This window comes from Sinorhizobium americanum (genome assembly GCF_001651855.1).
Classification (GTDB): Bacteria; Pseudomonadota; Alphaproteobacteria; order Rhizobiales; family Rhizobiaceae; genus Sinorhizobium; species Sinorhizobium americanum.
In genome coordinates, this window is the sequence record NZ_LNQC01000064.1 from 108,239 (window position 1) to 122,426 (window position 14,188).

At 63.9% G+C, this 14,188-nt stretch carries 12 protein-coding genes; 5 read left to right on the forward strand and 7 right to left on the reverse strand.

Annotated features, from left to right (window positions below; genetic code table 11):
* Positions 1-10: 10 nt before the first annotated feature.
* Together ATC00_RS19425 and ATC00_RS19430 are read left to right on the forward strand one after the other, a co-directional pair.
* Positions 11-604 (forward strand): DUF1134 domain-containing protein, encoded by a 594-nt coding sequence (locus tag ATC00_RS19425; protein WP_037388778.1) that lies wholly within the window; start codon positions 11-13, stop codon positions 602-604.
* A 161-nt stretch (positions 605-765) separates the two neighbouring features.
* On the forward strand, positions 766-1,923 hold the full coding sequence (locus tag ATC00_RS19430; RefSeq protein ID WP_064254010.1) for a coiled-coil domain-containing protein: 1,158 nt from the start codon (positions 766-768) through the stop codon (positions 1,921-1,923).
* An 18-nt stretch (positions 1,924-1,941) separates the two neighbouring features.
* Here the strand turns inward: ATC00_RS19430 and ATC00_RS19435 are convergent, their stop codons facing one another.
* Together ATC00_RS19435 and ATC00_RS19440 are read right to left on the reverse strand one after the other, a co-directional pair.
* Positions 1,942-2,775: a TrmH family RNA methyltransferase gene (locus tag ATC00_RS19435; protein ID WP_064254011.1), complete on the reverse strand. Its 834-nt coding sequence runs from the start codon at positions 2,773-2,775 to the stop codon at positions 1,942-1,944.
* Between the two features lie 4 nt (positions 2,776-2,779).
* Complete coding sequence (locus ATC00_RS19440; RefSeq protein ID WP_064254012.1) at positions 2,780-3,163, reverse strand: hypothetical protein; 384 nt, start codon at positions 3,161-3,163, stop codon at positions 2,780-2,782.
* A gap of 29 nt (positions 3,164-3,192) precedes the next feature.
* Between ATC00_RS19440 and ATC00_RS19445 the strand changes: the two genes are divergently transcribed.
* The gene (locus tag ATC00_RS19445) at positions 3,193-4,221 is read left to right on the forward strand and encodes an RluA family pseudouridine synthase (protein WP_064254013.1); all 1,029 of its coding nucleotides are present in this window, start codon (positions 3,193-3,195) and stop codon (positions 4,219-4,221) included.
* A gap of 206 nt (positions 4,222-4,427) precedes the next feature.
* Entirely contained in the window at positions 4,428-5,333 is a 906-nt protein-coding gene (rpoH, locus tag ATC00_RS19450) for an RNA polymerase sigma factor RpoH (protein ID WP_037388791.1), read from the forward strand.
* A gap of 81 nt (positions 5,334-5,414) precedes the next feature.
* Here rpoH and ATC00_RS19455 read toward each other — a convergent pair whose 3' ends face one another.
* Together ATC00_RS19455 and ATC00_RS19460 are read right to left on the reverse strand one after the other, a co-directional pair.
* A complete protein-coding gene (locus ATC00_RS19455; RefSeq protein WP_064254014.1) occupies positions 5,415-7,757 on the reverse strand; it encodes a hypothetical protein in 2,343 nt (780 codons plus the stop codon).
* Positions 7,758-7,819: 62 nt separating this feature from the next.
* On the reverse strand, positions 7,820-9,118 hold the full coding sequence (locus tag ATC00_RS19460; protein WP_037388799.1) for an adenylosuccinate synthase: 1,299 nt from the start codon (positions 9,116-9,118) through the stop codon (positions 7,820-7,822).
* 211 nt (positions 9,119-9,329) lie between these two features.
* On the opposite strand from ATC00_RS19460, the gene ATC00_RS19465 reads away from it, so the two are divergent.
* Positions 9,330-10,220, forward strand: coding sequence for a DMT family transporter (locus tag ATC00_RS19465; protein ID WP_064254015.1), 891 nt, complete (start codon positions 9,330-9,332; stop codon positions 10,218-10,220).
* Positions 10,221-10,309: 89 nt separating this feature from the next.
* On the opposite strand, the gene serA is transcribed toward ATC00_RS19465, so the two are convergent.
* The 3 genes from serA to ATC00_RS19480 all read right to left on the reverse strand — a co-directional run bounded on the left by serA (position 10,310) and on the right by ATC00_RS19480 (position 14,151).
* Complete coding sequence (gene serA, locus ATC00_RS19470) at positions 10,310-11,905, reverse strand: phosphoglycerate dehydrogenase (RefSeq protein ID WP_064254016.1); 1,596 nt, start codon at positions 11,903-11,905, stop codon at positions 10,310-10,312.
* Positions 11,906-11,984: 79 nt separating this feature from the next.
* Positions 11,985-13,163, reverse strand: coding sequence for a phosphoserine transaminase (locus ATC00_RS19475; protein WP_064254017.1), 1,179 nt, complete (start codon positions 13,161-13,163; stop codon positions 11,985-11,987).
* Between the two features lie 151 nt (positions 13,164-13,314).
* Complete coding sequence (locus tag ATC00_RS19480) at positions 13,315-14,151, reverse strand: outer membrane protein (RefSeq protein ID WP_082912432.1); 837 nt, start codon at positions 14,149-14,151, stop codon at positions 13,315-13,317.
* Positions 14,152-14,188: the final 37 nt, after the last annotated feature.

Below are 14,188 nucleotides of genomic sequence, written 5' to 3' on the forward strand. Positions count from 1 at the left end.
GGAGGAAACGATGCAGCCGACCATGAAGGCAACCGCAATGGCTGTTCGCGCCATTCTGACGACAATCCTGCTCTTCGGCAGCGCCCTGATGTCCGCCGCGCTCGCCCAATCTGCGAACGGCAGCCAGTATACGATGCAGGAGATCGTCGATGCCGGCCACGGCTTCTTCGGCGAGACCTCCGGCGGGCTTGCCAAGGTCGTCGAGCGCGCCTTCGAGCGCTACGGCCTGCCGAACGGCTATATCCTCGGCCAGGAAGGGTCCGGTGCCTTCATCGCCGGTCTCACTTATGGCGAGGGCGAGCTCCACACCAAGAATGTCGGCCAGCACAGTGTGTTCTGGCAAGGCCCCTCACTCGGGCTCGACTGGGGCGGCCAGGGCAGCCGGGCGATGATGCTCGTCTATAACCTGCCAAGCGTCCCGGCGCTCTACAAGCGCTTCGGCGGCGTATCCGGATCGGCCTACGTCGTCGCTGGCGTCGGCATGACGGTGCTGACCGACGAACACGTCGTCGTCGTGCCGATCCGCACCGGCATCGGCGCAAGGCTCGGTCTCAATGTCGGCTATCTGAAGCTGACACAGCAGCCGACCTGGAACCCATTCTGATACCAAAAGGCCGCATACGAGCCTCTGGAGCGAGCGAAGGGCGTGCAATCCTGCAGTAATTGTTGCAGCTTTCGAGCCGTCGTGTTTACTGCAGAAGACGGAAGCAACCGCCCAACCGCATGGATGCATTGGATCCGATCCAGACTTGAAACGGCCAGCACGTGATTGAATATGCGCTCCTCTTTGCCCTGGGCTTCCTGACGGCAGCCATTCTCGGCCTCCTGGTGGCGCCGGCCATTCAGAAGCGCATCGTCCGCTTCGCCGAGGACCGCCTGAAAGCGACGATGCCGCTCAGCCCACAGGAAGTTCGCGCCCAGAGAGACGCCGCGCGCGCCACCTTCGCCGTCGAGAACGCGAAGATGTCGCAGACGCTCCGCCGCGAGCGCGACAAGGGCGTGGCCTTGATGCTGGAGAAGGAAAGGGCGCTCACCGAGGCACAGCGGTTGGCTGGTGAAAACACCGACCTCCACACGCAACTCGCCGACATGAACGTCGATGCCGCCGACATGCGGTCGACCGTCCGCCAGCTCGAGTTGCGGATCGCCGACATGCGGGCGGCATTCGACAACCTGCAGCGCGACACCGGCGCCAAGAACGAGACAATCCGCGCCTTGAACAGCCAGATCGACAGGCAGGCGACCGAACTCGACAACCTGCGCATCGACCTCGCGGCGCGCGAAACGCAGATGGAGCATCTGAAGAGCCGTGCCGCCGGTCTGAGCGACGAGCGCGAGGCCTTGCGCGCCAGTCTCAAGACTGAAAACGCTCGGGCTCGCGAAATGGAGCTGCGGCTCGGCCGCGAAGAAAACCGCATACGCCAGCTTGAAACTAAGCTCGCCCGCGAGACGACCGCCAATGCCGACCGCGAAAGCGCGCTTGAACGGCGAGCGGAAGAGATCGAGCGGCTGAAGACGCGGGTGAAGGCGGCAAACCAGGAAATCCGCGACGCAACGAAAGCGATGCGACTGGCCGGCACCAAGCCGCCGAAGCGGGTGGAACAGCACCCCGTCGCGCAGGGCCTTGCGGTCGAGGGGGCGCATGAAGCGCAGCATAGTCTGGATCCCACCGTCCTCTCCGACGACCTGCGCAACCGCGCAACGGCGCTGTCGGAACGCCTCGCCAGTTCGAAAACCGCGGCCCATGACGAGGCGCTACGCGAGGAGATGGCACAGATCGCCGCCGGCATGGTGGCGCTCACGGCGGCACGGGAAGGCTCTTCCTCGCCGATTCACGGGCTTCTCGACCGCGAGGAGACGGGAAAGCCCGGACCCAGCAAGAGCCTGGCGACGCGTGCCAAGGAAATGCTGCCGCCTGAATGAAGGCGGCTCGGGCTTTTCTCAGATACGGCCGTTGGCACTGGCAACCTGATAAAGCGCGATGCCCGCGGCCATGGCGACGTTCAGGCTGTCGAGCGCGGGGCGCTGGCGGATACGCGCGGTGCGGACTGCAGAAAGGATCGGCGGGGGCAGCCCCTCGCCCTCTGCCCCGACCAGCAATGCCGTGCGCGGCGACGGTGGAATTTCCGTGATATCCGTCTCGCCGCGCGGCGAAAGTCCCCATATCGCGAAACCTGCGGCCCGAAGCCTTTCGATCAGTTCGGCGGCCGTTCCCTCACGCGCAAAGGGGAGCGTCAGCGCCGATCCAACGGAGACCCGGATCGACTTGCGGTACAGGGGGTCGCAGCTCGATGCGTCCATCAGCATTGCGTCGACGCCGAAGGCGGCTGCATTGCGAAAGAGCGATCCCATATTGTCGTGGTTGGATATGCCGCAGGCGGCAAGTACAAGGCTTGCGGCAGGAAGGGCGGCGATGAGGGCGTCGCGGGCGGGCATCGCATCGGATCGGCCTAGCGCCAGAACGCCCCTATGCATGTTGAAGCCGGCGATGGCGTCGAAGACCCGGGCATCGGCCATGAAGACTGGCACATCGGCGGGGAATTGTGCAAGTAGCTCTGCGACGCCGGCGAGCCGGTTTTCGAGCAGCAGGATTGCCTCGGCGGTGATGCCGCGCCCGGATCGGTGCGCCGCCGCCAGCATCCGCAGGACGACCGTGCCTTCGGCAATGAAGCGGCCCTGCCGGCCGGTGAGATCCCGCTCCTTGATCGATAGGAAGGCGGCGATGCGCGAGTCCGACGGATCCTCGATGCGGATCGGAGGCGCTGCCGAGATCATCTCGTCACTGGGTCCTGACAGTGACGTCGGCGACGATGCGCCCCGCTTTGATGTCAAAGACGATCGCGCGGGGTTCGGCGCCCGGCAGGCTGCCGTAGAACAGCAGTTGCGAACCGGACAGCGCGACATCGGACACCGAAAAGCCGGCCGGCAACGCCGCAATCGCGGTCAGCGGCGCATCACCCGGCACGCTGACTGCCGACGGCGTCGCCTCCGCGGCCTCGTCGCTCCGCGTCAGCTTGTAGACAATCGTTCCGAGGACGGCCATAAGCATGATCAGCATCACGCCCGCCGAAACCAGCTGCAGGCGCACCATCTTGCGGCGGACATTCTCCATCGCCGGGTCAAGCGGCTTGTCTTCCTGTTCGTCGGGCTCGATCGGGGTCATGGCTGGCTTTCTGTCGGAATTGAAACGGAATGAACGATCCCTTTAAACAAGCGACCGGCAATAGGAAAGTCCTGAGCGCCGACGAGAATGCCGCCGGGCGGCTGGATGCGTTTCTGACGGAGGCGCTTTCGGGCGAATTCTCCCGCAACCGCATCAAGGCGTTGATCGAACAGGGTGCCGTTTCGATCAACGGCATCACGGTGCTCGAACCCAAGCGCAAGGTGCAACCGGGCGACAGCTTCGAGATCGCCCTGCCCGCGCCCGAGGATCCCGAACCCAAGGGCGAGGACATCCCGCTCGATGTTCTCTTTGAGGACGATGATCTGATCGTGCTGGTGAAACCGGCCGGCCTCGTTGTCCATCCGGGTGCCGGCAACTGGACGGGGACGCTCGTCAACGCCCTCATTCACCATTGCGGCGACAGCCTGTCCGGCATCGGCGGCGTCAGGCGGCCCGGCATCGTCCATCGGCTGGACAAGGAAACGAGCGGCGTCATGGTCGTCGCCAAGAACGATGCCGCCCACCGGCATCTCTCCGACCAGTTTGCTGACCACGGCCGCACGGGGCCCCTGGAGCGTGCCTATCAGGCGGTTGTCTGGGGGCGTCCCCGGCAGTTGAAGGGCACGATCAATGCCGCGCTCGGCCGGGCCGGTGACCGCACGAAACGAGCCGTCAAACGCGACGAAAGCGACGACGCGCGTGAGGCGATCACCCATTACGAAGTGGTCGAGCGCTATCACGAGAAGCCCAACGGCACCTGTCTCGCTTCAACCGTCGAATGCCATCTGGAGACCGGCCGGACGCACCAGATCCGCGTCCACATGGCCCATATCGGCCATCCGCTGATCGGCGATCCCGACTATGGCGCCGCCTTCCGGACGAAGGCAAACCTGTTGCCCGAAACCGCCAAGAGCGTGGTCAACCGCTTCTCCCGGCAGGCGCTGCATGCCTTCATGCTGCAGTTCGAGCACCCTGCCAGCGGCGACACGATGCACTTCGAAGCACCGATGCCGGCAGACATGCAGGAACTGGTCGCTGCGCTTCGCGCCGGAGCATGACAGGCTCTTGAAATTGCTGCGAAGAATCCCGATCTTAAGGGCGCTTCAATAGGAAATCTTCCTTCCGCTGGTCTCACGATACCGTGAAACCGGACTCCTTGAATCATGCTTTCGCCGTACTTATCTTCTAGCCTCGTGGGGTCTGGACGAAGACCCACGCCCGGCCTGCCGTCCCGGAGGCCGGAGATGCACAAAGGGGGTGCTTCATGGCCCGCAACACGCTGCCGACCATTGCCGCCGGAGAGGGTGGCCTCAACCGCTACCTCGACGAAATCCGCAAATTTCCAATGCTCGAACCGCAGGAAGAGTACATGCTCGCCAAGCGGTATCAGGAGCATGACGACCGCAGCGCCGCCCACAAGCTGGTGACGAGCCACCTGCGCCTCGTCGCCAAGATCGCAATGGGATATCGCGGCTATGGCCTGCCGATCGGCGAAGTCGTTTCGGAAGGTAATGTCGGCCTGATGCAGGCGGTCAAGAAGTTCGAGCCCGATCGCGGCTTCCGGCTCGCCACCTATGCCATGTGGTGGATCAAGGCGGCCATTCAGGAATACATCCTGCGTTCCTGGTCGCTGGTGAAAATGGGCACGACCGCCAACCAGAAGCGCCTGTTCTTCAATCTGCGGCGGCTGAAGGGCCGCATCCAGGCGCTCGACGAAGGCGATCTCAAGCCGGAGCAGGTGAAGGAAATCGCGACGACCCTGAAGGTCAGCGAGGACGAAGTCGTTTCCATGAACCGGCGCCTCTCCGGCGACGCGTCGCTCAACGCGCCGATCAAGGCCAGCGAGGGTGACTCGGGACAGTGGCAGGACTGGCTCGTCGACGAGCACGACAACCAGGAGGAAATCCTGATCGAGCAGGACGAGCTCGAAAGTCGCCGCGCCCTGCTCGCCAACGCCATGAAGGTCCTGAACGATCGCGAGCGCCGCATCTTCGAGGCGCGTCGCTTGACCGAAGATCCGGTGACGCTGGAAGATCTTTCGACCGAATTCGACATCAGCCGTGAGCGCGTTCGCCAGATCGAGGTCCGCGCCTTCGAGAAGGTCCAGGAAGCGGTCCGCAAGGCGGCACTCGAGCGCGCCAATTCGCTGCGGGTCGTTGAGGGCGCCTGAACGGCCTCTCACATCCTTCAGAACGAAACGAAGCCCCGGCTGGACGCCATCCAGCCGGGGCTCTCTGTTTGTTTCGATCTTTTACTGGCCGCTCGCCGCGGCGGCGCTGCCGAGTGAACTCCAGGCCTGCATCGCCTTGCTGAAGGCCTCCGTGCCGCTTGCGCCTTTCTCGAGGGTCAAGAGGGCGCGGCGGCCGTTGCGGTAGGTGATCGGGATGTCGATCCAGCTACGGCTGCGCAAGAGTTCGGTGTTGCTGCCGACGGCTTCCGCGAAATCGTTGAGCGCGATCATGTGGAAGTCGTCGGTGATCTTCGCCGGGACGGCAATGAGCGGGTCACCGCGATCCTGCTCTGTGCGCTTCATCGATACGCGCTGCACGCCCTCGATGGCGCCGCCCTCGAAGTTCTCGGGCAGCGAAAAGACGAATTCGATCACGTGGCTTGCCGGCAGCGACGGATCGACATTGCGCTTGATCGTCATCAGCGCCGTCATGCCCCGGTCCGGAACGGTGATCTGGGCCTGGATCGCCGGCTCGGGCTTGGCGTCGCCGCCTGGAGACTCCTCCTTGATGGACCAGGCGACAGCGCCCGGAACCGCCGTGGGCGAAGATTGGCCAAGCCGCTCCTCATAGAGGAACATTTTCTCGCCGTCGGCGATGGAAACTTCGGTCTGCGGCGCTCCGCTGTCCTGGTTGGTGGCGGGCTGTTGGGGCTGGGCGGCGGCCTGCTCAGGCCCCGCCGCGGCGCCCTGCGGCTGGCCGGCCTCCGTCTGCGGGGCGACGGACTTGCCCTCCTGCGCTATTTCGCTGCCGTTCGCGCCGGCGGGCCCTTCGTCGCGCTCGGAGCCATCGGCAAGCAAACGCTGGGTAAACTTGCTCGATTTGTCGTCCGGCAATGCCGTACCTTCCTGGGCGCCGGACTGTTCGCCCGGCTGCACGGCAGGCTCGCCCTCACGGCCGGGCGGCGTTTGCGTCTCCGGACCGGCGGGGATGATTTTCGCGAGCATTGCGGAAAGCCAGGCATTGCCCGCTTCCCTGTTCACCCAATAGGCAAAGCCGCCACCGCCAAGGAGAAGCAGGATCACCGCAGCGATTGCCAGGCTTTTCACGTTGAAGCGGGATGGCTTGGGAGCAACGCGGTAGGAGGCAGGCCGCGGCGATACGGCCGCCGGCGCCACGTCGCCGACCTGGTCGTCTTCCTTGGCGGCAGCGTCCGAGCCGTTCGCCCTTCGGCCGGCTTCATCGAGGCCGAGCAGATCATCGATGTGATCCCATGCGGTGCCGGCGCGCTCCTCTTCGTTCGAAGCGGCCGGCGCTTTCTCCACGGGCCAGGCCCATTCAGAGACCTCCGGCTCAGCCGGCTTGTCCTTTCTGGTGTCGGCGGGCGCAGCGAAGGGATCGCTATCGTCGAATGACCAGGCCTGCGCCGTCTCGGCCTCAGCCGGCCGCTGAGGGTGAGCGCTCGTCTCGGGCTCCACCGGATGCATGCCGAGCCGTTCCGGGCCGGCCGCCTCCTCGCGCTGCGCCTTGGCCGCCGGCGGCTCTTCACCGGCGCTTGCGGCGGGCGGAACGTCCTCCCACTCCGGCAGCGCCCATTCGGAAGGTTCCTGTTTCACCGGTGCCGCCTCGGCCGGTGGAGCTTCTTCGCCGACCGGCTCTTCCGGAGCCGTCTCTTCTTCAGGGCCGACCGTTGCCACGGGCTCGGGCTCGGGCTCGCCGCGTTCGAATTCCTCCGCATGCGGCTCGCTTGCCTCGTCGACGTGCGCTTGATGCCAGCTATCGGCTTCCGCCGCCGGCGGGAATTCCTCGGCCGGCCGAGGCTCTTCCGCCGGAACGTGTTCCTCTACCGGTGCGCCCCACTGCGGCTCGGCTGGAACGGCTTCCGGCTCCTCGCTTGCGGCAGGCGGTTCCCGATGGTGCTCGTCCGGGCCGGCCGCAGGGGTGGGCTCCGCTTCCCGCTGCTCCGGTAACTCTTGCTCGGCAGCCGGTACGTCGGCCGGAGCCGGTTCTTCGAAGGCTTGCGTGGCTTCCGGCGCCGCCTCCTCGATGCGTTCCTCGGCGGCCGCCTGCTCAACTTCTGGTGCCTCGTCCGGAACCGGTTCCGGCTCCGGCGAGACCGGAGCGGCAGCCTCCTGTTCGGCTTGCGCTTCGGCTGCATCCGGCTCGAGCAGTTCGGGCTGTTCGAGCGCTTCGGTTTCTTCGATTGCCGGCAGGGCCTCGGCGTGTTCGTTTTCGACCTCGGAGATTGCCAGTTCCAGCTTGTTCAACTGGCGATTGATCATGTCGTCCGATGGCCGCGGAGTCATGTTTTCGAGCTGGCGACGCACCGCACTGCGCGCCTTCTCGTAGACCCTGCCCCGCATTTCGGGATTGTTTTCCGACAGGCCGTCAACGGTCCTGCGAATAACTGCAACAAAATCCGCCATCAGATGCTTTCTCAAATCCTAGTCATGCAGCCGCAGTGCGACGCCACTTCCTTGAGCCGACACTAGTCCTCAAAAGGATCGGTCACAAGTATCGTGTCGTCGCGTTCCGGGCTCGTCGAAAGAAGCGCGACCGGTGCACCGATCAGTTCCTCGACCTGGCGAACATATTTGATCGCCTGTGCCGGAAGATCGGCCCAGCTGCGGGCGCCGACTGTCGATTCCTTCCAGCCTTCGAGCGTAATATAGACTGGCTTTACCGAAGCTTGCTGCGCCTGACTTGCGGGAAGGTGATCGATCTCTTGTCCGTCCAGAGTATAGCCGACGCAGATCTTCAGTTCGTCGAGACCATCGAGCACATCGAGCTTGGTGAGCGCGATGCCGGTGATGCCGTTGGCGGCGACCGACTGGCGCACCAGAGCGGCATCGAACCAGCCGCATCGGCGCTTGCGACCGGTGACCGTTCCGAATTCGTGGCCGCGCTCGCCGAGGAACTGTCCGACCTCGTCATTGAGTTCCGTCGGAAACGGCCCTTCGCCGACGCGCGTCGTATAGGCCTTGGTGATCCCGAGGATATAGCCGAGCGCGCCCGGTCCCATCCCCGAACCGGCGGCCGCCTGGCCGGCGACCGTGTTCGAGGAGGTGACGAAGGGATAGGTGCCGTGGTCGATGTCGAGCAGCGTCCCCTGTGCGCCCTCAAACAGGATGCGCGCGCCCTTGCGGCGCTGCTTGTCGAGCAGCAGCCAGACCGTATCCATGAAGGGAAGCACCCGCGCGGCGACGGAAGAGAGTTCGTCCATGATCGCCTGGTGGCTGACTTCCGCTTCGCCGAGGCCGCGGCGCAGCGCGTTGTGGTGCGTCAGCAGCCGGTCGACCTTGGCCGGCAGCGTATCGAGGTCGGCGAGATCCATGACACGAATGGCGCGGCGGCCGACCTTGTCCTCATAGGCCGGGCCGATGCCGCGGCGCGTTGTGCCGATCTTGGTGCCGCTGTTCGAGGCGGCGTCCTCGCGGAAACCGTCGAGCTCGCGATGCAGCGACAGGATGAGCGTGGCATTGTCGGCAACGCGCAGGTTGTCCGGCGTGATCTTGACGCCCTGGTTGCCGAGCTTGTCGATTTCCGCGATCAGCGCATGCGGATCGATAACCACACCATTGCCGATGACGGCAAGCTTGCCGGGGCGGACGACGCCGGAGGGAAGCAGCGACAGCTTATAGCTGACGCCGTCGATCACCAGGGTATGGCCGGCATTGTGGCCACCCTGGAAGCGGACGACGATGTCGGCGCGCTCCGAGAGCCAATCCACGATCTTGCCTTTGCCTTCGTCACCCCACTGGGATCCGACCACCACGACGTTCGTCATAATTCTCTTCCTGTTTCACGCGCGCATCAGGACGTTGCGCTGTTCTCAAACCCGCGCATCTATACTGTGTTGTCTTTCGGAAAGCGACCCCGTTATGCCCCGTGGCCGGCCCTTTTTGCATGACAAGCGATGGCCTTAGCGCCTATATCTGCGATCTCTCCGCCGCTTCGGCAATCCATTCCCACTGCCCATCAATCCGGATCGCAGCGCCGTGAATTCCAAAGCCTATTTCTATCTCGCCATCACCGCGCTTTTCTGGGGCGGCAATTCTGTTGCCGGCAAGATGGCCGTCGGACACATCAGCCCGATGATGCTGACAACGCTGCGCTGGCTCGTCGCGGTCTCGGTCATTCTTGCTCTGATGACGCCGCAAATCCGCCGGGACTGGGACAAGATCCGCACCCATTGGCTGCAGTTGCTGGCCTATGGTGCCGTCGGCTTCACGATGTTCAACGCCTTCCTCTATTCGGCGGTGAAGTATACCAGCGCCATCAATGCGGTGATCCTGCAGGCTGGCATCCCGATGCTGATCTTCCTCTTCAACTTCGTCTTCTTCCGCACGAAAGCGTCGATCGCGCAGATCGTCGGCTTCACCGTGACGCTGATCGGCGTGCTCACCACTGCCGCCCACGGAGACTTTACGAGCCTGATGCGGCTCAAGTTCAATTTCGGCGACGGGCTGATGATCCTGGCCTGCATCGTCTATGCCGTCTATACGGTCACCTTGCGCTGGAAACCGGCGATGCACTGGCAGAGCTTCATCGCCGCGCCCGCTTTCGGGGCTCTCCTCAGCTCCATTCCGCTGCTCATCTGGGAGGCCGGAAGCGGCGGCGCGATCGTGCCGGACGCGACCGGCTGGGCCATCGTTCTTTATGCGGCGATCTTTCCGTCGCTGATGTCACAGGTTCTCTATGTCCGCGGCGTCGAAATGATCGGCGCCAATCGTGCCGGCCTCTTCATCAACGCCATTCCGGTGTATGGAACGCTGCTTTCCGTCCTGCTCGTCGGCGAGACGTTTCACGCCTATCATCTGGTGGCATTGCTGCTCGTCCTCGGTGGCATCGCGATCGCCGAGCACGGCCGGCCGAGGCCGCCGAAGTGACGCGGCACATCGTGAGCGCTCAAAGAGAAACGCGCCGGGGTCTCCGGCGCGTTTGCGCTGCATCTCCAAGCTCGGAACAGCGTGGCTGTTCAATCGACGTTGAACACCAGGGGCTTTGCCTGGCGGATCGCCGCGTTGGCGCGCAGCTTATCGAGCACCGTCTCGGATACCGGGCCGTCGACATAAAGCAGCGCGATCGCATCACCGCCCTGCTTCTCGCGGCCGAGCTGGAAGTTGGCGATGTTGACGCCGGCATCGCCGAGGGTCGTGCCGATGAAGCCGATCATGCCGGGAACGTCGGTGTTGGTGATATAGACCATGTGATTTCCGACGTCGGCATCGAGGTTGATGCCCTTGATCTGGATGAAGCGCGGCTTGCCGTCGGAGAAGACAGTGCCGGCGACCGAACGGGTCTGGTTCGCCGTCTTCACCGTCAGCTTGATGTAGCCGTCGAAGACACCCGTCTTGTCGCGCTTGACCTCGGAAAGGATGATGCCCTTTTCCTTGATCATGATCGGTGCCGAAACCATGTTGACGTCGGCCACCTGAGGACGGATCAGGCCGGCGAGAACGGCGCTCGTCAGCGCCTTGGTGTTCATCGCTGCGGTCGACCCGTCATAGAGGATCTCGATCTCCTTGATGGCGCTTTCCGTCGCCTGCCCGACAAAGGCTCCAAGCACGTCGGCGAGCCGGATGAAGGGTTTCAGGATCGGCGCTTCCTCGGCGGTGATCGACGGCATGTTGATGGCGTTGGTGACGGCGCCCTTGACGAGATAGTCCGCCATCTGCTCGGCCACCTGCAGTGCCACGTTCTCCTGCGCCTCGGTGGTCGAGGCCCCGAGATGCGGCGTGCAGACGACGTTCGGCAGGCCGAAGAGCGGGCTTTCGGTGGCCGGCTCGACCTCGAAGACGTCGAAGCCCGCGCCGTGAACGTGGCCGGACTTCAGCGCATCGGCGAGCGCCTTCTCGTCGACGAGGCCGCCGCGGGCGCAGTTGATGATGCGGACGCCCGGCTTGGTCTTGGCAATCGCTTCGCCACTCAGGATATTGCGCGTCTTGTCGGTCAGCGGCACGTGCAGGGTGATGAAGTCGGCCTGCGCGAGAAGCTCGTCCAGCTCGACCTTGACGACGCCCATTTCCTCCGCCCGCTCTTTCGACAGGAACGGATCATAGGCAAGCACGTGCATCTTGAGGCCGATCGCACGGGCACAGACGATAGACCCGATATTGCCGGCGCCGATGACGCCGAGCACCTTGCCGGTGATCTCGACGCCCATGAACTTCGATTTTTCCCACTTGCCGGCCTGGGTGGAATTGTCGGCGGCGGGAAGCTGACGGGCGACCGCGAACATCAGCGCGACCGCGTGCTCGGCCGTGGTGATCGAGTTGCCGAAGGGCGTGTTCATGACGATGATGCCGCGGCGCGAGGCGGCCGGAATATCGACATTGTCGACGCCGATGCCGGCGCGGCCGACGACCTTGAGATTGGTCGCCGCGGCGATCAGCTTTTCCGTCACCTTGGTGGCGGAGCGGATGGCGAGACCGTCGTAATTGCCGATGATCTCGGCAAGCTTCTCCTTGTCCTTGCCGAGCTTCGGCTGGAAATCCACTTCGACGCCGCGGTCACGGAAGATCTGGACGGCGGTTTCCGACAGTTCATCGGATACGAGAACGCGAGGTGCCATGAAAGGCCTCCTTGAAACAGGGTCTGAACGGTATTGGAGTGGCTTCGCCCTCAGGGAGAGCGAAGCAAAACGCGTCGGATCAGGCGGCGGCCTGCGAAAGGGTCGCTTTCTGGGTCTCGAATGCCCAGTTCAGCCACGGCATCAGCGCTTCCATATCGGCTGTCTCGATCGTCGCGCCCGCCCAGATACGGAGGCCGGAAGGGGCATCCCGATAGTGACCGATATCGAAGGCGACGCCTTCCTTTTCGAGCAAAGCGACGACGCCCTTCGCGAACGCAGCCTGGCCGGCGGCATCGAGGGCCAACACATCCTTGTCGACGATCTTCAGGCAGACCGAGGTGTTGGAGCGGGTTTCCGCCTTGGTCGCCAGGTTGGCAATCCACGCATTTGCGTCGACGAACCGATGGATCGCGTCGGCATTGGAGTCTGCCCGGGCAATCAAGCCCTTGAGACCGCCGCCCGACTTCGCCCAGAGAAGCGCGTCGATATAATCCTCGACGCAGAGCATCGACGGCGTGTTGATCGTCTCACCGGAAAAGATGCCCTCGATCAGCTTGCCGCCGCTGGTCAGGCGGAAGATCTTCGGCAGCGGCCACGCAGGTGCATAGGTGAGCAGCCGTTCGACTGCACGCGGCGACAGAATGAGGACGCCGTGGGCTCCCTCGCCGCCCAGAACCTTCTGCCAGGAGAAAGTGACGACGTCGAGCTTGGCGAAGTCGAGTTCCTGCGCGAAAGCGGCCGAGGTCGCGTCGCAGATCGTCAGGCCCTTGCGGTTCGCCGGGATGAAATCGGCGTTCGGGACGCGGACGCCAGAGGTCGTGCCATTCCAGGTAAAGACCACGTCGCGGTCAAAATCGATCTTGGAGAGATCCGGCAATTCGCCATAGTCGGCCTCGAAGCGGCGGACATCGGCGAGCTTCAGCTGCTTGACCACATCGGTGACCCAGCCGGCGCCGAAACTTTCCCAGGCCAGCATGTCGACGCCACGGGCGCCAAGCAGCGACCACAGCGCCATCTCAACGGCACCGGTGTCGGAAGCGGGCACGATACCGATGCGGTAGTCAGCCGGCACTCCAAGAATTTCGCGGGTAAGATCGATCGCTTGCTTGAGCTTCGTCTTGCCGATCTTGGCGCGGTGCGAACGACCGAGCGGTGCATCGGAGAGAGCTTCGAGCGTCCATCCGGGACGCTTGGCGCAAGGACCAGAAGAAAAATGGGTATTTGCCGGGCGCACGGCCGGCTTGGCAGGCTTCGTCATATGCTATCCTCTCAGATAGAAGCCCCTCGTTGGGGAGGGGTGTCCCGCCATCCGAAATATTGTGGCTAGGAGAGGATGTCAAGCGGCTTGTGTCGCGTATGACACGATTTTTGGCGCTTCGAGCACATCGTGCGGTGTTGCAGACAGAGCCCTACCAGAGCGCGAACCGCAAGCCTGCGCGGATTTCATGACGGGAAACGCCGTCATCGTGGCCCTTGCTGCCGCTCGCACCGGCAAGCGCCTCGGCGCCAAAGCCGAACATGTCGCCGCCGGCGATGCGGGAATAACGATAGCCGATGTCGAACTTCAACCGGTCGGTAACGTCGTAGGAGACGCCCGCTATCACCGCATAGGTGAAACGCCAGCTGTCGCGACCCTCATAGGAACCTCCGGCCGCCGCCCCGGAACAGGCACCCCCGCCGGCGATGCAGGTCGAGGTTTCCCGAACGGTCTTCCAATCGATATGCGTCGCGCCGACGCCGGCGCCGACATAGGGGGTGAAACCGGCGAGCGTCGCCAGATCGACATAGCCGTTCGCCATCAGCCCGAGAGCGGAGAAATTGCCCCTGTGGGAAAGCGCGCAGGACGTTCCGGCCCCCTCGCCCGCACAAGGGCCTGCGGTAAGCGACGAGCCGTCGAAACGGCCTTCGAAATAGTCGGCTGTCAGATCGGCGCGGAAGACATCGGTGATCCGATAGCCCACGCCGATCGTGCCGGAGACCGGCTCATCGAAACGGGCGTTGTCGAACGGAACATTGCTGTAGCTGCCTGTGCCACCATCGAAATCGCGATAGAATGGATCACCTTCGCCGGTCCAGCCCGCGTAGCCGATGTCGCCGCGCAGATAGAGGCGGCCGCCAGCTTCCTTTTCGGTCGAGATCGTGATCTCCGGCGCGTCGAGCAGATCCTCGTCGTTCGCCGCAGAAACGCCGGGCAAGAGGAGGCCAGCGCTCAGAGCGATACCGAGAATCCCGTTTCGCCAGTCCATGTCGCATGCCCTCGCCAGTCGTCGACGCCACCCGAAA